This window comes from Curtobacterium sp. WHRI 8282 (assembly GCF_040223925.2).
Lineage (GTDB): Bacteria > Actinomycetota > Actinomycetes > Actinomycetales > Microbacteriaceae > Curtobacterium > Curtobacterium flaccumfaciens.
Genome location: NZ_JBEHCD020000005.1, coordinates 33558 through 53825 on the forward strand (window position 1 = coordinate 33558; position 20268 = coordinate 53825).

General features: G+C 70.7%; 20 protein-coding genes. 12 read left to right on the forward strand and 8 right to left on the reverse strand.

The annotated features are described in order from the left end of the window. The first annotated feature begins 9 nt into the window (after positions 1 to 9). Positions 10 to 1239, forward strand: a complete 1230-nt coding sequence (locus tag ABRP24_RS16035; RefSeq protein WP_349849930.1) for an ROK family protein — start codon at positions 10 to 12, stop codon at positions 1237 to 1239. Here the strand turns inward: ABRP24_RS16035 and ABRP24_RS16040 are convergent. Further along, positions 1151 to 1843, reverse strand: coding sequence for a CoA pyrophosphatase (locus tag ABRP24_RS16040; RefSeq protein ID WP_349849928.1), 693 nt, complete (start codon positions 1841 to 1843; stop codon positions 1151 to 1153). The genes ABRP24_RS16035 and ABRP24_RS16040 overlap by 89 nt on opposite strands. Before the next feature lie 183 nt (positions 1844 to 2026). On the opposite strand from ABRP24_RS16040, the gene ABRP24_RS16045 reads away from it, so the two are divergent. Genes ABRP24_RS16045 through ABRP24_RS16055 form a run of 3 tightly spaced genes read left to right on the forward strand, consistent with a single transcriptional unit; the run spans position 2027 to position 6434 of the window. Next, positions 2027 to 3358: an alpha/beta hydrolase-fold protein gene (locus ABRP24_RS16045; protein ID WP_349849926.1), complete on the forward strand. Its 1332-nt coding sequence runs from the start codon at positions 2027 to 2029 to the stop codon at positions 3356 to 3358. Then, the gene (locus ABRP24_RS16050) at positions 3355 to 5862 is read left to right on the forward strand and encodes a DUF2156 domain-containing protein (RefSeq protein WP_349849924.1); all 2508 of its coding nucleotides are present in this window, start codon (positions 3355 to 3357) and stop codon (positions 5860 to 5862) included. Before ABRP24_RS16045 ends, ABRP24_RS16050 begins: the two co-directional genes overlap by 4 nt. A gap of 38 nt (positions 5863 to 5900) precedes the next feature. Continuing rightward, complete coding sequence (locus ABRP24_RS16055; protein WP_349849922.1) at positions 5901 to 6434, forward strand: hypothetical protein; 534 nt, start codon at positions 5901 to 5903, stop codon at positions 6432 to 6434. A 117-nt stretch (positions 6435 to 6551) separates the two neighbouring features. On the opposite strand, the gene ABRP24_RS16060 is transcribed toward ABRP24_RS16055, so the two are convergent. Then, positions 6552 to 7535, reverse strand: coding sequence for an aldo/keto reductase (locus tag ABRP24_RS16060; RefSeq protein ID WP_349849920.1), 984 nt, complete (start codon positions 7533 to 7535; stop codon positions 6552 to 6554). 89 nt (positions 7536 to 7624) lie between these two features. On the opposite strand from ABRP24_RS16060, the gene ABRP24_RS16065 reads away from it, so the two are divergent. After that, a complete protein-coding gene (locus tag ABRP24_RS16065; protein WP_214560716.1) occupies positions 7625 to 8032 on the forward strand; it encodes a MerR family transcriptional regulator in 408 nt (135 codons plus the stop codon). A gap of 171 nt (positions 8033 to 8203) precedes the next feature. After that, on the forward strand, positions 8204 to 8668 hold the full coding sequence (locus ABRP24_RS16070) for a hypothetical protein (RefSeq protein WP_349849918.1): 465 nt from the start codon (positions 8204 to 8206) through the stop codon (positions 8666 to 8668). A gap of 288 nt (positions 8669 to 8956) precedes the next feature. Here the strand turns inward: ABRP24_RS16070 and ABRP24_RS16075 are convergent, their stop codons facing one another. Then, a complete protein-coding gene (locus tag ABRP24_RS16075; protein WP_349849916.1) occupies positions 8957 to 10084 on the reverse strand; it encodes an FAD-dependent monooxygenase in 1128 nt (375 codons plus the stop codon). Positions 10085 to 10188: 104 nt separating this feature from the next. Here ABRP24_RS16075 and ABRP24_RS16080 point away from each other — a divergent pair, with 104 nt between their 5' ends. From ABRP24_RS16080 to ABRP24_RS16095, 4 genes are all read left to right on the forward strand, one after another. After that, positions 10189 to 10821 carry a TetR/AcrR family transcriptional regulator gene (locus ABRP24_RS16080; protein WP_349849914.1) on the forward strand — a complete coding sequence of 211 codons (633 nt, stop codon included), beginning with the start codon at positions 10189 to 10191 and terminating at the stop codon, positions 10819 to 10821. Positions 10822 to 10963: 142 nt separating this feature from the next. Further along, the gene (locus ABRP24_RS16085) at positions 10964 to 12070 is read left to right on the forward strand and encodes an SGNH/GDSL hydrolase family protein (RefSeq protein WP_349849912.1); all 1107 of its coding nucleotides are present in this window, start codon (positions 10964 to 10966) and stop codon (positions 12068 to 12070) included. A gap of 240 nt (positions 12071 to 12310) precedes the next feature. After that, entirely contained in the window at positions 12311 to 12736 is a 426-nt protein-coding gene (locus ABRP24_RS16090; protein ID WP_349849910.1) for a hypothetical protein, read from the forward strand. Positions 12737 to 12812: 76 nt separating this feature from the next. Beyond that, on the forward strand, positions 12813 to 13640 hold the full coding sequence (locus ABRP24_RS16095) for a hypothetical protein (protein WP_349849908.1): 828 nt from the start codon (positions 12813 to 12815) through the stop codon (positions 13638 to 13640). A 74-nt stretch (positions 13641 to 13714) separates the two neighbouring features. Here ABRP24_RS16095 and ABRP24_RS16100 read toward each other — a convergent pair whose 3' ends face one another. The 3 genes from ABRP24_RS16100 to ABRP24_RS16110 are packed head-to-tail and all read right to left on the reverse strand — an operon-like array spanning position 13715 to position 16275. Beyond that, positions 13715 to 14071, reverse strand: coding sequence for a hypothetical protein (locus ABRP24_RS16100; RefSeq protein ID WP_349849906.1), 357 nt, complete (start codon positions 14069 to 14071; stop codon positions 13715 to 13717). 3 nt (positions 14072 to 14074) lie between these two features. Further along, positions 14075 to 15631 (reverse strand): FAD-dependent monooxygenase, encoded by a 1557-nt coding sequence (locus tag ABRP24_RS16105; protein WP_349849548.1) that lies wholly within the window; start codon positions 15629 to 15631, stop codon positions 14075 to 14077. 38 nt (positions 15632 to 15669) lie between these two features. Beyond that, complete coding sequence (locus ABRP24_RS16110; RefSeq protein ID WP_349849546.1) at positions 15670 to 16275, reverse strand: TetR/AcrR family transcriptional regulator; 606 nt, start codon at positions 16273 to 16275, stop codon at positions 15670 to 15672. 96 nt (positions 16276 to 16371) lie between these two features. On the opposite strand from ABRP24_RS16110, the gene ABRP24_RS16115 reads away from it, so the two are divergent. Next, positions 16372 to 16839 (forward strand): hypothetical protein, encoded by a 468-nt coding sequence (locus ABRP24_RS16115; RefSeq protein WP_349849544.1) that lies wholly within the window; start codon positions 16372 to 16374, stop codon positions 16837 to 16839. 168 nt (positions 16840 to 17007) lie between these two features. Beyond that, positions 17008 to 17637, forward strand: a complete 630-nt coding sequence (locus ABRP24_RS16120) for a hypothetical protein (protein ID WP_232749861.1) — start codon at positions 17008 to 17010, stop codon at positions 17635 to 17637. A gap of 65 nt (positions 17638 to 17702) precedes the next feature. On the opposite strand, the gene ABRP24_RS16125 is transcribed toward ABRP24_RS16120, so the two are convergent. Together ABRP24_RS16125 and ABRP24_RS16130 are read right to left on the reverse strand one after the other, a co-directional pair. Continuing rightward, a complete protein-coding gene (locus ABRP24_RS16125; protein WP_349849542.1) occupies positions 17703 to 18683 on the reverse strand; it encodes an alpha/beta hydrolase in 981 nt (326 codons plus the stop codon). Continuing rightward, complete coding sequence (locus ABRP24_RS16130; protein WP_232750045.1) at positions 18676 to 20103, reverse strand: MFS transporter; 1428 nt, start codon at positions 20101 to 20103, stop codon at positions 18676 to 18678. Before ABRP24_RS16130 ends, ABRP24_RS16125 begins: the two co-directional genes overlap by 8 nt. Between the last annotated feature and the right edge of the window lie 165 nt (positions 20104 to 20268).

A 20268-nucleotide genomic window follows, 5' to 3' on the forward strand; every position in this document is an offset into this window, starting at 1 on the left:
GGTCACGACATGCCGCCACCCCGTGGAACGAGCGCAGAGACGCTGCTCGCGTACGCCTTCGACTCGTCGGCGTTCACCGCGACCGAGGCGATCGACGCCACCGGCCTGACCCGGTCGACCGTGCTCGGGGCGGCCGAGGAGCTCGTGCGGCTCGGCTGGCTCCGGGAGCTCGACGACGCCCGCGCCGCGGGGGAGTACCGGATGGGACGCCCCGCCCGTCGCTACGCGCTCGACACGGTCGCCGGGGTCGTCGTCGGTGTGGACGCCGGCCAGCACCGGGTCACGGCCTTCGTCGCCGACCTGCGCGGCACGGTGCTCGGTCGTGCCGAGGGGGCGCTCGGAGAATCGGGCCTCGAGGTGCCCGTGCGACTCGGGGTCCTCGCCGACACCGTGGCCGCCGCCCTCGCCGCGGCCGACGTCGACCGCACCCGGGTCCTGGTCACCGTCGTGGGCATCCCGGCGCCGGTCGACGCCGCCGGGGCCTCGCCCGACGACGGCGGCTTCTGGGTCCGGATGAACCCGGGGTTCGCCGACGCCGTGCCGGACGGCCGGGTGCTCGTCGAGAACGACGCGAACCTCGCCGCGCTCGCCGAGCGGCCGTCCTCGGGTGACGCCTCGTTCGCGGCGCTGCTGTCCGGCGAACGCTTCGGCGCAGGCCTCGTCGTCGACGGGGTCCTGCTGCGCGGTGCCCACGGCGGTGCCGGGGAGATGCGGGTGCTCGAACTCGTCGAGGGTGTCGGCTCGTCCGACGGCATCGGCGCCGTCGCCCGCACCTTCGTGGCGGACGCCGTCGCCGACGGGCAGATCCCCGCGGACGCCGCGCTCGCCGCCGACGCCGCCCTGGTGTTCGCGGCCGCGCGGAGCGGTGATCCGGTCGCGCGCACCATCGTCGACCGCCTGGGTGACCGCTTGGCCCGGGTCTGCATCCTGCTCGCGAGCCTGCTCGACATCGACCGCGTCGTGGTCGCCGGCGCGATCGCCCAGCCGGCGGTCGCGGTCATCGACCGTGCGCGCGACCTGCTCGCGAAGGGGCACTTCGACCCGGTGCCGGAACTCGTCGCGTCGTCGCTCGGGGCCGACGTCGTCGTCATCGGGGCCGTGGCCCACGCGGTCGACGCGGTGCGGGCCGACCCGCTGTCGTTCCCGCTGCTCAGTCGGGCAGCGGCACCTCGAGGCTCCGGTCCCACGGTTCCGTCCAGCCGAGTCGGTCGAACAGCGCATCCAGCAGCATCGCGGTGAAGCCCCACACCAGGTGCTCGTCCCCGTCGGCCTCGATCGTGAACGCCGGTCCGCGCCACTCCTGACCACTGCGGCGGATCACGGTCACGCCGCGGTTCTCCGGGTCGAGCAGGTCGGCCACGGGGACCCGGAACACCGCCGCCGACTCGTGCTCGTCGACGACGCGGATCGGTGAGGGGTCGCGCCACCAGCCGATGACGGGCCGCACCAGGTGGTTCGAGAACGCCAGGGGCACGGCCGGCAGTGTGCCGAGCACCTCGACGCCGGCGGGGTCGAGCCCCGTCTCCTCCTGTGCCTCGCGGAGTGCGGCGGCGACGGCGTCCGCGTCACCGGGGTCGATGCGTCCGCCGGGGAACGCGACCTCACCCGCGTGCGCGCGCAGGGTCGTGGCCCGGGCGAGGAGCAGGACGTCGAGGTCGCGCGGGACCCCGGGTGCTGCCGCCGGTCGGTCGCTCGGGGTGTGGTCGAGCGCACCGAAGAGCATCAGGACCGCGGCCCGACGTGGCGAGGCCGTGCTGCCGGGTTCGACGAGCGGCCCGCCGTCGCCCCAGCCGTCCGCTGCGACCGCCGCGAGGGCAGCCCGTACCGATCCGTCGTGCGTCACCCGTTCACCCTAGGTGTGCGCCACCGAGAGGTCCGGCGGGCCCGTCGCTCCGGACGGTTCGCTGGGGGATTCTTGAGCACTGCCTGGGAGCCGCACAGGTGGGAACTGTGCGAACCGGAAGCGCCTCGGTGCCCTGTTCGCAGCGGGCCGACGCCACGATTGCACCGTCCGCCGGGAGGCCCCATGTTCAACGATCTGCTCCGACCCCTGTTCCACGTCGCCGTCGTCGCACCGTCCGTGCTCGTCCCGGTGGACGTCGCCGCGGGGCTCCTCGCCGTCGCCGCGCTGCTGCCGGTGTTCGGTCGTCGCTCCCGGCATCCGGTCCGGGGCCTGCTCTGGCGGCTCGGCGGCGTGGCCGTCGGTGCCGTGATCGGCCTGGTCGCGGTGTGGTGGTTCGGGGACGTCCAGGACCTGTACGGGGTGTCGTTCACCCCGATCACCCGGATGTGGGTGGCCCTGGCCTTCGGCGCCGTCGGCCTGCTCGTCGCGACGGTCGTGCAGGGCGGCTGGGTCCGCCGCGTGCTCGGCGTGCTCGCGGCGGTGGCGGTGGCCCTGGCCGCCGTCCTCGGCGTCAACGTCGACTTCGGGGCGTACCGCACGATCGAGCAGGCCGTCACGACCGATCCGTACCCGTCCGGTCCGCTGGGACACGAGACGGGGGTGGGGCGCGCCTCCAGTCCGGTGGTCGACCCGGCCACCTGGCGGGCGCCCGCCGACATGCCGCGGCGCGGGAAGGTGCTCTCCGTCGCCATCCCGTCGACCGTCTCCCACTTCCACGGGCGGCCGGCGGACGTGTACCTGCCGCCCGCTGCCCTGACCGAGCGACCGCCGACCCTGCCGTTCCTGATCAGCCTGGCCGGACAACCCGGCCAGCCGAGCGACATGTTCCAGGCCGGTCGGCTCGGGGCGGTGATGGACGCGTTCGCCGAGGCCCACCACGGACTGGCCCCGATCGTCGTCGCGCCGGACCAACTCGGGGCACCGGGCCGGAACCCGATGTGCGTCGACTCGCCCCTCGGCCGTTCCGCGACGTACATCATGACCGACACCGCGAACTGGATCCGACAGCACCTGCGCGTCGGGGCAGCGCCCTCCGCCTGGGGCATCGTCGGGTTCTCGCAGGGCGCGACGTGCGCCATGCAGTTCTCCGCCGCGCACCCCGACGTGTTCGGCACGACCTTCGCGATCTCGAGCGAGCTCGCACCCCTGAGCGGCTCCGTCCAGCACAGCATCCAGGTGGGGTTCGGCGGCTCCGCCAGCCGCTACGCCGCAGCGGCACCGCGGGCGATCATGCGGGCGCACGGGCCGTACCCGGGGCACCTGACCGTCTTCGCCTACGGCAGCGAGGACGACCCCTACGTCGCCTCGACCACGGCGCTCCGCGCAGCTGCGGACGCCGCGGGGATGCAGACCCGACTGTTGGTGTCCGAGGGCTCCGCCCACGACTGGAACACCGTGCGCTACGCCCTGCGCGTGGGGATGCCCGGCGTGATCGCGCACATGGGCCTCCGGTGAGCGCGGTGGCCGCGGCCCTCGCGTGGGCGACCCCGGGGCGACTCGTGCCGGTGGCCCGTCGGTACCCGCTGACGAGTGTCGTCTCGGCCCTGACCGTCGTCGCCGGCATCGCCGCCGTGGTGCTCCGCTGCGTCGGCGCGCTCGACGGACGGACGCCCGACACCCTGGGCGGGACGATGGGTCCGCTCGGCGTGGTCGCGGTGACGTCCAGCGTCGTCGGGTTCCTCGTCACCTTCGTCGCCGTCGTGGTGTGCACCGGCGCGTCCGAACGGCTGCTCGGCTGGCGGCGCACCCTGCTCGCGATGGTCGTCACGACCGTCGTGGGGACCGGCCTCGGTGCCGTGCTCCAGCTGTTCGACGGAGCCCCGGCCAACCCCGGCTTCCTCGTGCACCTGGGACACGTCGGCCCCTGGACCTGGATCGTCGGGACCATCGTCACCGCGAGCGCGTTCGCCGGCGCCCTGTGGCGACGCCGGATCCGGGTCGTGTCGATCGCCGTCGTCGCCGCGCTGCTGCTCTACGCCGGACACGCGTCCGACCTGCACGCGGCGCTCGCCCTGGTCGTCGGCCTGGTGCTCGGCCGCGTGCTGCGACGGTCACCGGTACGGAGCGGCTGGACCCGGAGCTCCTCACGCGAGACCCGCGTGCTGCTGGTGGCCGCGGTCACCGTGTCGGCGGTCGGCCCCGTCCTCGCGCTCGTCACCGGTGCTCAACTCGGGCTGCTCGCCCCGCTCGCCGTGGTGCTCGACACCGGGCCGACCGGACGGATGCCGCACTGCTCGGTGACCGGGGTGACCGCAAGCTGCGTCCGAGCGCTCGCCGCGGTGCACCCGCACGGCCTGTTCCAGTCGCTGCTGGCCGTGATGCCGCTCGTGGTCCTGGCGGTCGGTGCGGTGGGCCTCCGGCGTGGCAGTCGGTTCGCGCTGTGGCTCGTCGTGACCGTCGACCTGGTCACCGGCCTCGCGACCGCCGTCTCGTACGGGGTGCTGCCCGACCGGCACCATGCCGTTGTGCAGCGTCTGGCGTCTGACCACCTCGAGGTCTCGCTCTCGCTCGTCGCGTCGGTGCTGGTGCCGATCGCCACCGCCGTGGTGCTCGTCCTGCGCCGCGCGGACTTCCCGGTCCGGACCGACCGGCGACGACTGCTGACCTTCGCCGTGACGGTCGCGGGCGCGGCCCTGGTGCTCGCGGTCGTCGTCGTCGGCGTCGCCGTGGCTTCGGGCGACAGCGTGCGGGAGCCCCTCCACCTGGCGCTCGCCGTGCTCGGTCCGATCGCCCCCGTGACCCTGCCCACGCACCTCGGACAAGCCGAGCCGGCGCTGCGGTTCGTCGTCGGCATCTCGGGGCCGCTCCTGTGGCTCGCGGTGGCGATCGCCGCGGTCCGGCCGACCGGTGCCGGACGCTCGGACAGTGACCTCGACGGGCAGGACGCCGCGCGGGCGGCTGCTCGGGCGCTCCTGGTCGCCGGCGGCGGCGACACCTTCGGGTGGATGACGACCTGGCCCGGCAACGAGTACTGGTTCACCGAGGACGGGCGCGCCGGCGTCGCCTACCACCGCACCGGCAGCGTCGCTGTGACGACCGGCGGTCCCTTCGGACACGAGGACGCACGGCTCGCGGCGCTCGAGGGCTTCGCACGGGCCGCGGACGACCACGGCTGGACGCCCGTCTTCTACGGCATCGACGCCACCCTCGGTGCTGCACTCGCACGACTCGGTTGGACGACGCTCCCCGTGGCCGAGGACGCCGACCTCGACCCGCGCACCTGGACCACGACGGGCAAGCGCAAGCAGGACGTCCGCACGGCCGTCAACAAGGCTGCACGGTCCGGCACCACCGCGCTCTGGTCGGACTGGGCCTCGCTGCCCGGATCGGTCACCCGCCAGGTCGAGGCGATCTCGGAGGAGTGGGTCGCCGAGCGCGAACTGCCGGAGATGGGGTTCACCCTCGGCGGCATCGACGAGATGCGCGACCCCGCCGTCCGGACGCTCGTCGCCCTGAGCGAGGACGGCACCGTCCTTGCCGTCACCAGCTGGCTCCCCGCGTACCGTGCCGGGCAGGTGGTCGGGTGGACGCTCGACGTGATGCGCCGCGCGCCGGACGCCCCGAACGGTGTGATGGAGTTCCTGGTCGCGAGTGCGGTCGACCGGATGCGGGCCGACGGTGCCGAGCGCCTCAGCCTGTCCGCGGCCCCGCTCGCGTCCTCGGCGGAACCACAGGGCGCCGGCCGGAGCGGCGTCGAGTCGGTCCTCGACGTCGTCGGCGGTGCGCTCGAACCCGTCTACGGGTTCCGCTCCCTGCTGCGCTTCAAGGCGAAGTTCGGGCCCGACCTGCACCCCCTGGTGATGGCGTACCCGGACCCGGTGGCGCTGCCCACCATCGGCGTCGCGATCGTCCGCACCTACCTGCCGGGGCTGTCGCTGCGCCAGGCGGTGGCGATCGTGCGGGAGCGGCGTCCAGCACGCGGCGTCCGGGCCGAGCCCCCGGCGGAACGAGTGGGCTGACCCGGACGGGTCCCGACCGCCGTCGGTACGTTCGGAGCATGGTAACCGAACGGGCCGACGGACCGGCCGTGGACGAGCACGATCCGTACGAACGCCGCCCTGGGTACGTCACGAGTGGCGACGGCCGGACCGACCGGATGACCACGGACATGTTCGTGGGCATCGCGGTCGGGTTCGTCCTGGTGATCGTCTTCGGCTCCTTCCACATCGTCGAGTGGCTCGCGATCGGAGCGGCCGTCGTCATCGGCGCCGCGGTGTGGTTGCTCCTGCGCAGCCGGCGACGGCGTGCAGATCGCCGCGCGGGTCGATCGCCGGACGCCGTCCCTCGTGCTCGGGACCGCGCGATCGCCGAAGCGAACGGCGGTCGCCGGTTCTTCGTCGCCCAGAACCCGGTCGTCGTCATCGTGATGGGCGCGATCTTCATCGGGGTCGCGGTCGCCCCGCTGCTGTTCGGTGGGGTCTCCATCGGCCGGATCGTGACCGGGGTCATCGTCGTCGCGAGCGGTGTCGTCTGCATCGTGCAGGGCATCGGCACCCTGCGGGTGCGTCGTCGGGAGCACAGCGGCGGCTGAACCTCGGTCGTCACGCATCTGGCGGCCCGGTCGAGGTCTGGGGCTCGACGAAGGGGGTTGGCGGACGCGATGGACGCCCCGCGGTACCTGCTGGTGTTGGGGGGCGTTCCGTTCGGCTCAGCCGCGGTCGCGTGCCATTCCTGCTTCGGTGTTGCGGGTACCGACGGCGACGCCGTGCGGGGAGGCAGCTTCGATCCGGGCGAGATCGTTCGTGGTGAGCACGACGTCGGCAGCGGCGACGTTCTCCTCGACACGGGAGGCCTTCGTGGTGCCGGGGATCGGGACGGTGCCGGCCTGCATCAGCCACGCGAGCGCGAGTTGCGCGGTCGTGACGCCCTTCTCGTCGGCGATGACCTTCAGCGCCTCGACGACGTGCAAGTTCGCGTCGATCGCCTCGTCGGAGAACCGGGGGAGGTTCCGCCGTGCGTCGCCCTCGGGGAGGTCGTCCTTGCGGGTGACAGTGCCGGAGAGGAACCCGCGGCCGAGCGGCGAGAACGGCACGAACCCGATGCCGAGCTCCGACGCGGTGTCGAGGACGCCGTTGTGTTCGGCGTCGCGCTCGAAGAGGCTGTACTCGGACTGGATCGCCGTGATGGGGAACGTCGCGTGCGCACGTCGCAGGGTCTCGGCCGAGGTCTCGGAGACCCCGATGTAGCGGGCCTTGCCGGCCGTGACGGCTTCAGCCATCGCGCCGATCGTGTCTTCGATCGGCACGTTCGGGTCTGCCCGGTGGAGGTACCAGAGGTCGATGTGGTCGGTGCCGAGGTGGCTCAGGGACCGGTCGATCGCGCGGCGTGCATGCTCCGGGGACCCGTCGAGTCCGATGGGCTGGCCGTCCTCGGTGAAGTCGGTGGCGAACTTCGAAGCGACGACGACGCGGTCCCGATCCGAACCGAGGACATGGCCGAGGAGCTTCTCGTTCTCGAACGGTCCGTACGCCTCCGCGGTGTCGAACAGGGTGATCCCGAGGTCGAGGGCGCGTCGGATGGTCTCGGCGGAGCCGGTCTCAGTGGCGCCGCCGTAGAAGGCGCTCATGCCCATGCATCCGAGTCCGAGTGCGGACGTGACGAGCCCCTGGGAGCCGAGAGGGATCTGCTGCATGCGTGTTCTCCGTTCGTCGCCGGGATCACCCGGACGATGACGACCCTCCACCCTGGTGTGCACACCATGTCAAGTGGGAGACTCGGCTCATGCTGCTTCCCGAGGTCCACGTCGACGGACCGGTCACGATCAGCGCTGCGGCGGAGCTGCTCGGCATCACGGTCGACACGATCCGCTACTACGAGAAGGAAGGGATCGCGCCGGCTCCTGATCGCGGTCCGGATGGGTGGCGGCGGTACGACACGGCGGCACTGAGCTGGCTCGCCGGGACGGTGATGCTCCGCGGGACCGGGATGAACGTGCAGGAGATGCGTGACTACGCGGCCGCGTACAGAGATGGTGCCGACGATGTCGCACGGCTCGCGCTCCTCGAGCAGCACCATGCGACCGTCCTCGCTCGGCAGGCGGAGGTGCAGCGGCACCTCACTGCGCTGGAACGGAAGATCGAGGCGTACCGGGAGACCATCGCCGCGACCGGCGCCCCATCGGCGGCATGATCTTTCTGGCCGGTCGGCAATCACCTACAGGACGCGAAAACGGCGCGGCGCGGCGCGAGAACCGCGACACCGATCGAAGCTGCTCACGGGCCTCGTGACCGTGTCAGGATCGGCCATCACACGACATCTCTCAGTGAGCGACTCCCGCTCCGATCGAGGAAGAGACCGCCGATGAACACCCGAACCCGCCTCAGCGTCACCGCGGTTGCTGCCTGCGTCATGGTCGCCGCCCTCACCGGTTGCGCAGCGAGCGCACCGACTCCGTCACCGTCCGCCACCTCGGCGACGACCGGGGACGAGACCCCGGCCCCGTCCCCGTCTGCGACCGCGACGGACGCCGTGACTCCGTCGACCCCGTCGACCCCGTCGTCCTCCCCGTCGCAGGGGCCCGCAACGTCGGCGCTCGCGCAGCACGTCTACGACGAGTGCAGCAAGGGCGCCGCGGACGCCGGGGTCACCCTGACGTTCACGGACGACCCGTCGGGGTACCCGGGCAGCGACGGGACCTACCAGCTCGTCTACCCCTTCACCTTCGACGACGGGCACACCGACCCGTACGCCATGTACAACTGCACGCTCACCGACGACACGGTGGGGTCCTCGTACGTCAGCAGCGGGATGACCGACAGTCACTGAGCACGGTCGGTGACGGTGCGGGCGTCGGTGACAGCTCCACCCGCCGGTCAGGGTGGGAGTTCGCGCGACCAGTAGTCCGCTCGGATCACGAGGAGCTCTCCCTGGACCTCCGAAGTCAGGTTGACGACGCGGGGATCCCACAGCGTCCCGGGCAGTCTCGCGCGGCGCGCAGACCGATGAACACGACGGCCGCGGCACCCACGATCAGAACGGTCGCGACGATCGCTCGTCGGGTGTTCGTCCGGTGCCTGGTCACCTCCGCAGCCGAGGCGGCGGCTCGGGCGGTGGTCAGCGGCCGAGCAGCATCCTGTTGCGCGCATCGATCTGGTCGGCGGTCGCGGGGAAGTAGCTGCTGACTCCGATGTGCTCGGCGTCGTGCTGTACCGCGTCGACGACCGGCCTGAGCGCGCGCTCGTAGCCGGCGAAGGCCTGCTCGACGTCGCCGTCCGCGTCCCGGAGGGCGTCGTGGAGTGCGGTGGCGCCGATGATGGCGAGCGAGCCGCCCATCCCGGCGGCCGGGGAGGGGCAGTAACCGGCGTCGCCGACGAGTGCGACGCGGCCGGACGTCCACGCTGACATCTTGATCTGGCTGAGCTTGTCGAAGTAGAACGTCTCGGCGCCGACGGCCTCGTCGACGTGGTCCGCGAACGGCGAACCGGCCTGGAGCATGTGCTCGCGGAGGATGCGCTTCTGTGCCGCTTCGTCGTGGTGGTCGAAGGGGATCTCCTGCTCGGAGCGGAATCCGAGGACGAGGTCGGTGGTGGTGTCGTACGAGTTGACCAGCATCGTGACGCCCGGTGCGTTGGTGATCCGGGTCGTCTGCGGTTCGATGACGAGGCCGTCGAGGGTGGCGACGGAGAAGTACGTCCGCAGGAAGTGGCTGTACAGCGCTTCCTGCCCGAAGTGCAGTCGACGCAGTGTGGAGTGGTTGCCGTCGCAGCCGAACACCATGGAGAAGTCCCGTTCGGTTCCGTCGCGGAAGGTGACGTGCACGCGCTCCTCGTCGGTCTCGTGCAGGGATGTGATCGAGTTGTTCCACAGCATCTCCACTTCGCCCTCGGTCGCGGCGACGAGGATGTCGAGCAGGTCGTCGCGGTGGACCTCGTAGCCGTCGCCCGTCGATCCGGCCGAGGGAGGCACGGGATCCATCCGCGCGATGCGGTCTCCCTCCGGCGTCGTGAACTCCGTCACCCGCGGCGCGAGCGCCTTCGCTGAGATCTGCTCGAGCAGGCCCATCCGATCCACCATCGCGATGGTGTCGTTGCGGATGTCGACCGGGGTGCCGCCTCGCTTCAACCCGGGAGCGACCTCGACGATCGAGACGTCGTACCCGAGCCGACGCATCCACAGCGCGGTCGTGAGCCCAGCGAAACTCGCTCCTGCAATGAGTACCTGTTCCTGCTTCTGCGTGGTCATCGATCGTCCTCGTTCCTCGGCATCCACCGAACTTGTAGTGACTCTAAGTTCGGCCAACGTACCAGAACTTTGGGTCACTCAACGTTTCGTGTCAGACTCGGGGGATGGTGGAGTCGAGCGAGGGTGTTCCGTCGGGGCTGCGAGAGCGCAAGAAACGGGAGACCCGCGAGCGCCTGGGTGACGTTGCTGCACGCCTGTTCGCTGAGCACGGGTACGACGAGGTGTCGATGTCAGACGTGGCCCGAGCTGCAGGCGTCTCGGATCAGACCGTCTACAACTACTTCCCGACCAAACCCGATCTGGTGTTCGACCGAGCCGACGAGGTGCTCGAGAAGATCCGAGCTGCGGTTGCTGACCGAGGTGCGCACCAGTCGCCGGCGGAAGCGATGCGCACCATCGTCCTCGAGGACGTCGATCGGTACGTCGCAGAGGATCCGGCTTTGGCGCGGGGTGAGTTCCCTGCGCAGTGCCGGCTCAGCGCGGTGCTCCGTCGACGGGCGCTGGAGTTCTACGACGAGGTCACGTCCGCGGTGGCAGAGGAACTGGCGGACACGGGTTTCGACTCGATGACCCGGCGTGCTCAGGCTGCCGCCCTCGTGGCCGTCGTGCAGCAGGTCACCGAGGCCATCGGCGACGCGGTCCTCGCGGATGCCGACCGGGAATCGACCCGCAAGCGCTTGGTGAACACGGCCGGAGCGGCGCTGGACCACCTGTCCACCTGGTGCGCGCCGACCTGATCCACGTCGAGGGACAGGGCGGGTGCGCGGAATGCATCCCATGCACCTTGTGGCCCTCTCATGGCGCGGGACGTCCCGCCGACCTACCGTCTACTTGTCAGACGATCGTCTGTCGAATGGCCCTCTGGAAGGAACCTGCTCCATGCGTCACGCTCCTCGCCTCCGCCGCACCAATGCGCTGCTGATCACCAGTGGCGTCCTGACGGCGGCAGCGCTCGCTGTCGGGGCAGCCGGGCCCGTCTCCGCGGCCAACGCCGACGGCGCGGCGCCCGCCCAACCCGTGGCCGCCGTGTCCTCGCCGTCCCGCGGTGACAGCTACGTGGCCCTCGGCGACTCGTACGCGGGCGGCTTCGGCGTCGCCCCCTACGGCTCGGGTCCGGCGGCCGGTTGCTTCCAGTCCACCACCGACTACCCGCACCAGGTCGCGGCATCCCTGGGTCTCCGGCTCGACGACCGTGCCTGCGCCGGTGCCACCACCGGCAACATCACCCGGGTCCCGCAGGCGACCGGTGTCGGCAGTGCCACCGCGCCCGTCCAGGCCGACGCGCTGTCCAAGGACACGGACGTCGTCACGGTGTCGATCGGCGGGAACGACCTGGGGTTCACCGACGTCATCTCGAACTGCGTCGCGCTGGACAAGGACGGTCCGGTGTTCTCGGAGATCCACGGCAAGACCTACGACCACTGCAAGGACTACTACGCACCAGTCGTGCACGGCGTCGAGCGGGACCGTCTCGCAGCGCGCATCCACAACACGGTCGCGCCACGGCTCGCGCAGACGTTCCGTGTGATCGCGCAGCGTGCGCCGCGGGCGAAGGTGTTCGTCGTCGGCTACCCGATGATCGCGCCGGGCTCGGCGCAGTCCCCGAAGGGGTGCTTCTCGAGCCTCCTCGGTGACTCCGGACTCGAGCCGCCGTTCCCGCAGAACGCGTTCCCCTTCACCGCGACCGACACCGCCTACTTCCACCGCACCCAGAACGCGCTCGACGCAGCGGTGAAGGCTGCGGCGCAGGCTCGTGGCTTCACCTACGTCTCGACGCTCCAGGGCTCTGCCGCGCACACGCCCTGTGCTGCGTCGGCTTCCGCCTGGATGGCGGGACTCACCCTGACCGATCGCGGCACCGCCGCGAACAGCACGCCGCTGGCCGGGACGAAGTACAGCATCCTCTTCGGCGCACTCCACCCGAACGCCGCCGGCATCGCGTACCTGCGTGACCAGACCAAGGCCGCGATCGTCCGATCGCGCTGACGCACCAGCGCCTGTTCGTCGCGTCGTCGACGCGACCAGCAGGCGGACGGGAGGCCCGGTGCCAGCTGGCACCGTCCCTCCAGGCTCGGCCGTCACCCCGCTGGCGCGGTGCGCCGGTACCGGCTGGTGGGGCCCACCTCCCGTCCGTCTCGTGTGGACCACCGGGCGTCAGGTCGCCAGCGCTCGACATGTTGTCGGACCGTGACCCGGCAGGGCGGCTCGTTGAGCCATGCTCGTCCTGTGCAGAAGCCACTGGTCCTCGCCGCCGCCGGACTCGCGCTGGTCGCGCTGCCGCTCCTGTCGGCGTGCAGCGAGCAGCCAGCTGACCCCATCGCATCCGCCCGCACACTCGCCGATGCGCCCGAGTGGGTCAGCAACCCGAGCGGTACCGACTGCGGTGACGTGGAGCTCGAGGCCGACGGTGCGCTCCCCGCCGAGAGCCTGCGGTGTCTGCGGGACGCGAGCGAAGCGGGCGAGGTGGCCTCGCTCCAGTGGGTCCGGTGGACGACCGAGGGTGATCCGACCCCGTCCTTCGTCCGGACGGCTGGTGCAGGGGCCACGGTGGCGTCGACTGCGGCGTACGACACTTATGGCCAGGGTGGGTGGAGCGAGTACCGGTGCACGGACATCGCGGCGTTGCCTGGCTGCTCGGACGTGGGGGAGTAGGGGCGGTTCCGGTTGCGGATGGTCTTCGGAGACTGCTCCTCCTGAGTGAAGGCGTTCACCGTGGGATGCTGATGCGGTGCTCCTGCTGACCGAAGCCCTGCGAGGCGATTGGCTCGTGAAGCGAGCCGGTCGAGGGGCGACCGTCGGCGGTGTCGCTGGCACGGGCTTCGAGGCGTACGCGCGGCTGCTGCACCCGGTGGATGCGCACCGTACTGACCCGAACACGGTCGACGAGTGGGGCAATCCCGTCGATGTTGAGCACACGCGTTGGCGGTGGGCTGAGGTTGCGCGCCGTAACGGCCGGGTGATGCATCCCCTGGTGCAGTGGTTCCGCATCAGCGATGACGAGCACACGAGGGACTGGTCGGATGGGTGGAGTGTCGGTCAGTCCGACGATGGGTGGTTCAACCCGGAGGACCTCGCGGTCCTGACCACGCATCTGCGGGCCGCGACGCGGAACCCGGACGACCTGGTCATCGGAGCATGGGAAGGCACCGGCAACCCGCCATGGGCCGAAGGAGGCCGGAACACGCGCGCGCGGGCTCGCATGCAGATGCCATGGCCCGGTCGGGACATGTGGTTGTTCAGCTCGAGCCTGCGCGAGCTTGCTGACCCACCGTGGGCGCAGCGCTCCGTCCCCGGATGGGGATGCAGTCGCCCCCAGCAGGAAGGGCCGTACACGTCGCTGATCTGGCCCGAGGATCACACCTGGGTCGTCGCTTCCGAGGAAGACTGGGACTCGACGATCGTCGCCGGCTCACGCGCACTCGTCGACAGCATCCTCGCGGACGATCACTTCGAGGCCTTCGAGGTGCACGAAGATGACGACCTGAGCTGGGACGGCGATCTTCTCAACCCCGCCAACAGCCGACGTCAGAGCTCTGAGACGACCAGACCCCGGTGAGGAATCGGCTACGGGACGGACGGTCACGGGCTCGCTTGCTCGCTCACTTTCGCGCGCTTGTGACTGTTCAGCGGTTAGGTGAGCAGCCCGATGGTGAGCACGACGATCCCGCCCGCCGTGAGCAGGGCCGGTCCCGCGACCCGGCCGGGAGCGGGCCGTTCCGTCGTACGTGCGAAGAAGGCGGCGACGAGCATCGACGTCGAGCCTCCGTAGACGAGCACGAAGGCTTCGGGGAAGAAGCCGATGATGTGGACCACGAGCCCGGCGAGGACCGTCAATGCCGACGTGAACAGGTGGGCTCTGGAAGCTGCTGGGAGCTCAGGCTTTGCTCGTGTTCTGAGGCCAAGGCCGATCAGACACCAGATCGAAGCTGTCGCGAAGAGCGCGCCGCTGATCGAGACGATCGCGGCTCCGATCACGTCGAAATTCACGCGTTACACCGTTCCGGTAGAGCCGTGTTCGGGTGTTCCGAACCAGGCGGCGAGTGCCTCTGTGAGGGAGGCGGGGTCGCTGTGGGACCAGGCGACGAATCCGTCGGGCCGAATCAGCATCGAGGTCTGTTCGTACGTTGCGGCAAGCGGCACGTAGTCGACGCGGTCGTTCCATGGGGCGATGGTGTCGCGGTACGTGCCGGTCGCGTCGACCAAGATGGGGTGGGCGGTGCGGAGCAGTTCCGGGATTCTGCTGATGGTCCCGTCGGCGAGTTCGACCCGTTGTGACGGTGCAAACCATCCGGTGGGGCCGTCTGGGTTCGCGGGACTCGTGTCGTAGCGGACGTCCGAGCCGGCGAGGAGATCTGCGATGCGCTGCACGGTGGTCGTGTCTGCGAGCATCTCGGCGAAGAGGTTCCGGAGGGCGGTGACATCCGAGCCGGGCGCCATGAGCGCGGTCTGCGCTTGGGTCTGCATGAAGACGCGTTGTCCGAGCGGGCGCCGCTCAGTCTCGTAGGTGTCGAGCAAGCTCGCGGGGGCCCAGCCGTGGAGGCTGGCGGCGAGTTTCCAGGCGAGGTTCGCCGCGTCCTGGAGCGCGAGGTTCAGGCCGGGTCCGCCTGCGGCAGAGTGCACGTGTGCGGCATCGCCGAGGAGGAAGATCCGCCGGTCGCGATAGCGGTCAGCGACGCGTGTGTTCCGACCGGTCAGACGGCGCAGCAACGTCGGCTCACCGTCGGCCGGCGCGTTGAGGTCGAGACGGACGCCGAGGACGCGCTCGAGGCTGTCCTCCATCTCGTGCAATGTCATGGCTGCTCCCTCACCGGGGAAGCTGCGGTCAGGCTGGTCCTCCCATTCCGCGGTGTAGACCAGCGGGTGCTCCGGGTCACGGAGGGCGATGGTGACGACGCCGGTTTCAGTGCGGTGGAAGCTCTCCGCGATCTCTCCCAGACCCGCGACGTGCACTTTCCCGGGGCCGGCGGGCGTCAGCTGCTCAGTTGGCGAGATCAGGGCTGTGCGGTCCACGATGTGGTGGTCGGTGTTGCCAGGGAAGCCGATACCGGAGAGCTTCCGAACAGTGCTTCGCGCCCCGTCACTACCCACGAGGTACTGCGCCGACACGGTGCTCTCTGCTCCGCTCGCGACGTCGACAACGTCGACGGTGACGGAGTCGTCGTGTTGGGTGAAGGAGCGCATCTCGACGCCGCGACGGATCTCGACACCGAGTTCTGCTGCGCGGTCGTTGAGCACGCGCTCGAGGTCGCGCTGGTTGATGTGGAGCAGGTACATCGGGTTGCGGTCGCCGAGCGTGTGGAGCGGCAATGGCAGCGCTCCGAAGAAGAAGCCCGGAGCCGGCTCCGGGACGGCCCTCCCAGCACACCGCTCGAACAAGCCGCGGTGGTCCAGTAGTCGGACGACCTGCCCGGTCAAGCCGTGCGCCTTGTCCCATTGGTTGATCTCGGGGAGGCGTTCGAGGACGAGGGGGTTCACACCCGCGAGCTTCAGCTCGCAGGCGACGAAGATGCCCACGGGGCCGCCTCCGACGATGACGACGTCGTACATGATGGTCTTCCTTCTGACGAAGAGTGTGGGATCAGTGGTCAGCGGAGGTGGTCGAAACCGTCGCCGAGGAGTTGGAACGCAGCTCGGAGGAACGGCTGGAGGGGTTGTGGCTCCGCGCGCGCCGCCCAGGACTCCAGCGTTGTCAACAAGGTCGAAAGCGCAGCGGCGGACACCAGACCAGGAATGGGATCCTCCGGTGCTGCGTCTGAGCGCGCCGCGACGGCGGCCGCGAACACTGCGTTCGCTGCGCGAGCACCTCGATCGACGGCTGACTGCATGCCCGGCGTCGACAGCACTGCAAGCAGCCCGCTCTGCTCCTCCCGGGACGGGGTCGTCGTCTCTTCTGCCTCGTACGGCGCGAGCAGCGCCTCCGTGATGGCAGTCCACAACGGCTCCTCGAGTGGCCGCTGGAGCAGATCGTCGGCTGCCCTGCGCACGCGTTGCACGTGGCGGTCCGCGATCGCGTCTTCCTTGCTCGAGAAGTAGTTCCCGAACGTCCGCCTCGACACTCCGACCCGACCGACGATGTCCTCGACACGGATGTTGTCGAGCCCCCGCTCCCGAGCGAGCAGCACAGTCGTCACGCTCAACGCGTCACGGATCGCTGCCTTCTTCTGGTCACGGAACGAGACCTCGTCTGTCATGACACCAAACTAGAACATATTTGCCCATTGGGCAAATTTACTCAATGGGCAACCTGGACCTCGGGGCATCGCTTCACAGACGGTTCGCGGTTCGGGGTGGTCGTGCTCGGAGTCGCGAGCGCGGTCGCCGGAGTTCTCGCCGTCATCGGATGGCCACTGCCCGTCATCTCGTCGACGCACGGCCGAGGTCAGCACGCGTGGGCGCGCACCGTCCGTGAAGTCCAAGACTGGTTCGCGCACGACGGCTGGCGGATGTCCGGCGCATCGTGGATCTACGGTGCTCTGGCGGTCGTCGCCGTGGCCGCCGCTGTCATCCTGCTGCATCCCGCCTGGAGCGGCCGCCGCGCGTTGCTGATCATCGTCGTTCCGGCCGGGGTGCTCCTCGTGTTGGGCCCCGCGCTCCAGTGGGGTCTCGGGCTGCCATGGTCGAACTACGGAAGCGGATCGGCCGGCGGGACGGCCATCGGCATCGTCGTCACGGTCGTGTGCGGCGCCGTGCTCACGGGGGTCCGTCAGGTCCTGCGGCGAAGAGCACGCCGCGACGAAGAGGCGCCCGCCCGCTGAGGAGGCCGAGGTCGGAGCCAATGGCGACTGCGCCGGCGCGAACTCCGAATCGGCCTTGCTGGTTACCGCAAGATCGGTGAGGAACCGTCGTGTGGGCCGACGGTCCGGCAGTACGGTCCGGGAACAGCCTGACCCGAGGCTGCGAGAAGCCGACCCGAAGGCGACCCGATGGACAACTGCGACGAGCGACGGCCTGGCGCCCTTGCGTTCAAGAAGCATCTCGGCGAGCAGTTCGGCGGTGATCTCCGGCGGACACGAGCAGCTCCGGTCGCGCCACGACTCCACGGCGCGGTGAAGGCGACTGCCCTGCGAGCGCACACCGCCGGCGGCTCGAACGGCGGAATCCGTCAGGTCGTTGCTGAGCCAGTCCCGTTGCGGTTCGAGATGGCGAGCACGGGGCTGTCCCTCGCCGGCCTGGGTGTCGCGATCGGATGCGGAGTCGCGCGCACGATCGGCCAGCAGATCCTGCCAGTCGCGAGGATCGTGGATCCCGAGGCGGGCGACGCGGAGCTCGACGAACGCGGCGTGTTCGAGGCACAGCTCGCCGAGGTGCTCACGGAGTCTTGGCCTCTCACCGTGGAACTCGCTGCAGAGGAGCTGGCGGCGGACACCATCATCATGCCCGTCGTCGGTGATCGCGTGCACTACAGCAGGGGTTCCGGGCACCTCATCGGGCTGCAGGGAGTCGTCGTTGAGTCCGAAGACGGGCAAGCCCTGCCGCGCGGGCTGCGGTCCGTGCAGCTCGACGGTGAGGCGTGGCCGATCGTCGTCACGGTGGTGTCCCTGGACCGGATCTAGCTGTTGCTGCGAACAGGAGCCGGTCCCGGCACGAGCGCCGCGACGCGCTCGTGCCGGGACTGCCGTCAAACCGCCGGGCTGAGGAGACGTCCGGTGAACTCGCGCAGAGCCTGCACGGCCCGCCGCGACAGCGTCGCGTCGGGCATCATGCTCGTCGATCCGTGGAACGCTCCCGGCCACACGTGCAGTTCCGCCTGGACTCCTGCAGACCACAGCGAGCTGGCGTAGGCGACGGTCTCGTCGCGGAACACCTCGGTGCTGCCGCAGTCGATGTACGCGGGCGGGAGCCCGGTGAGGTCGGTCGCGCGGCCGGGCGCAGCGTAGACGGAGACGTCCTCGCCACCCCGCCGGTCACCGAGGTAGGCGTCCCAGCCGAACCGTGTCATCTCCCGGTCGGCGACTCCGACACCGTCGAACTGCCGAGCCGACAGCGTCGCGTCGCGGTCGTCGAGCATGGGACTCACGAGCACCTGGCCGAGGACGGAGGGCCCCTGTCGGTCGCGGGCCAGGAGGGCCGTGCCGGCGGCGAGACCGGCACCGGCGCTCTGCCCGACGAGGACGATGCGCTCCGGGTCGATGCCGAGTTCGTCGGCGTGCTCGGCTGCCCAGACGAGACCGGCGTAGCAGTCCTCGACCGGGTACGGGTCCGGGTGTTCCGGCGCCAGGCGGTAGTCGGGGCTGACCAGGACGACGTCGTGCACCAGCAGCCACTCGTCGTAGGAGTCGAGGTTGCCGAGGTGGTGGCCGAACATCATGCCGCCGCCGTGGATCGCGTAGGCCAGGGCAGCCGTGCCGGTTCGGCCGGCGCGTTGGATCACGGCGAGGTCGATCGGGTCGCCGCGGTGCCCCGGGATCGTGACGCTGCTCCGCTCGAGGCCGCGAGCACGCAGTCCTTCGTCGAGCTGCGCCTCCGGCATGTCCAGTTGTCGCATCTGCGGCAGCATCCGGGTCGTGAGGTGGAAGCGGCCTCGCACGTCCATGGCCGTGAGGAAGGGCACGAACTCGGGATCGAACGGCGGGCGGGGGAGGGTGATGGTGTCAGGCACGGGAGGTCTCCTCGGTGATGGTGATCGGGTCGGTGTGTGCAGGGGTGGTGTCGGCAGGTTGGGACGGGGCCTCGTCCTCTGGTTCGACGGTGGGCCGGGCTCGGAGCATGCCGAACACGACGAGCAGCGCTGCGACCGCGGCGAGGCCGAGGCCGGCGACGGTGAGGGCGTCCTGGAAGCCCTCGAGCCGGGCGGCGGTCCAGGTGGTCGTGGTGATGCTCCCGGCGACGAAGGCGGCGACGATGGTCCCCGCCGCGGCGACGGCGGCACCGCCCGCGAGCTCGCTCGAGGTGTCGACGAGCGCAGCTCCGACGGAGGTGCGGTCCGCGGGCAGTCCCGTGAGGACCGACGCGCCGGCGACGACGCCGACGACCCGCATGCCGGCTGCGACGAGCACGAGCGCGACGAGCACCCACGGGTACCCGTGCCGGCTCAGGGCGCCGAAGACCGCGAGACCGGAGACGACCGAGACGGCGCTCATCCAGGCGGCGCGGCCCAGGCCGACCCGCTGCACGAACGGCCCGACGAAGCGGCCGCCGACGAGTAGCACGACCACCTGCGGCAACGTCCCGACGGCGGCCAGCGCCGGCGGCCAGCCCCAGGCGAACTGCAGCTGCAGGGTCACGAGGTACGACAGTCCGGCGACGGCCAGACCCGACGCGGCCTTGAACGCGAGGCCGCTCGAGACGAGTGGTCGGGCGAGCAGGTGCAGGTCGATCAGCGGGTGCCGCGCGGTCCGCTCGCGGGCGACGAACCCCACCGCGCAGGTGGCGGCGAGGGCAAGGACGGCCCACCCCCACCAGCCGGTAGCTCCGGACTCGACCAGGATCGTCGGCGCCACGAGTGCTCCGGCCGTGGTCACGGTGCCGAGCAGCGCTCCGACCACGTCGACCGGATCGCGACGGAGCCCCGCCGCCTCGTCGCGTGAGACTCCCAACCGGATGCCGACGAGCGCGAGGACCGCGATCGGCACGTCGGCCAGCAGCAGCACCTGCCACGGGGCGACGGCGAGCACGAACCCGCCGACGGTCGGACCGATTGCCAGCCCCACGAGCCCGGCCGTCGAGATGACAGTGAGCGCCCGCACCCGGAGGCCTTCGTCGTCGAAGAGGCGGAACGCCAGCGCCATCGACCCGGGCGTCGTCATCGCCGCGGCGACGCCCATCACGACCCGCACGGCGATCAGCTGCTCGGTCGACGTGACCACCGCCGTGGCGAGGCTCGCCAGGGCCAGCAGGACGAGACCGGCGAGCATGACCCGACGGCGTCCGATGCGGTCGGCGACGGCGCCGAAGAGCAGCATCAGCCCTCCGAAGGCGACCGAGTAGGCGCCCGAGACCCACTGCAGGCCCGTGGTCGACGAGCCCAGGTCGCGGCCGATCGTCGGCAGGGCGACGTTGAGCACGGAGTTGTCGAGCATCTCGAACAGGAACACCGCGGACAGCCCGGCGAGAGCGATCCAGGCGTCGCGCAGACGAGGCGACGAGTCACCGGCGGGCACGTGCCCGGTGGTGAGAGCGGGAATGGGGGACACGATGGCGCACTCCTTCGAGGGAAGAAGTGGCGACTCGTTCGATGCCGCGTG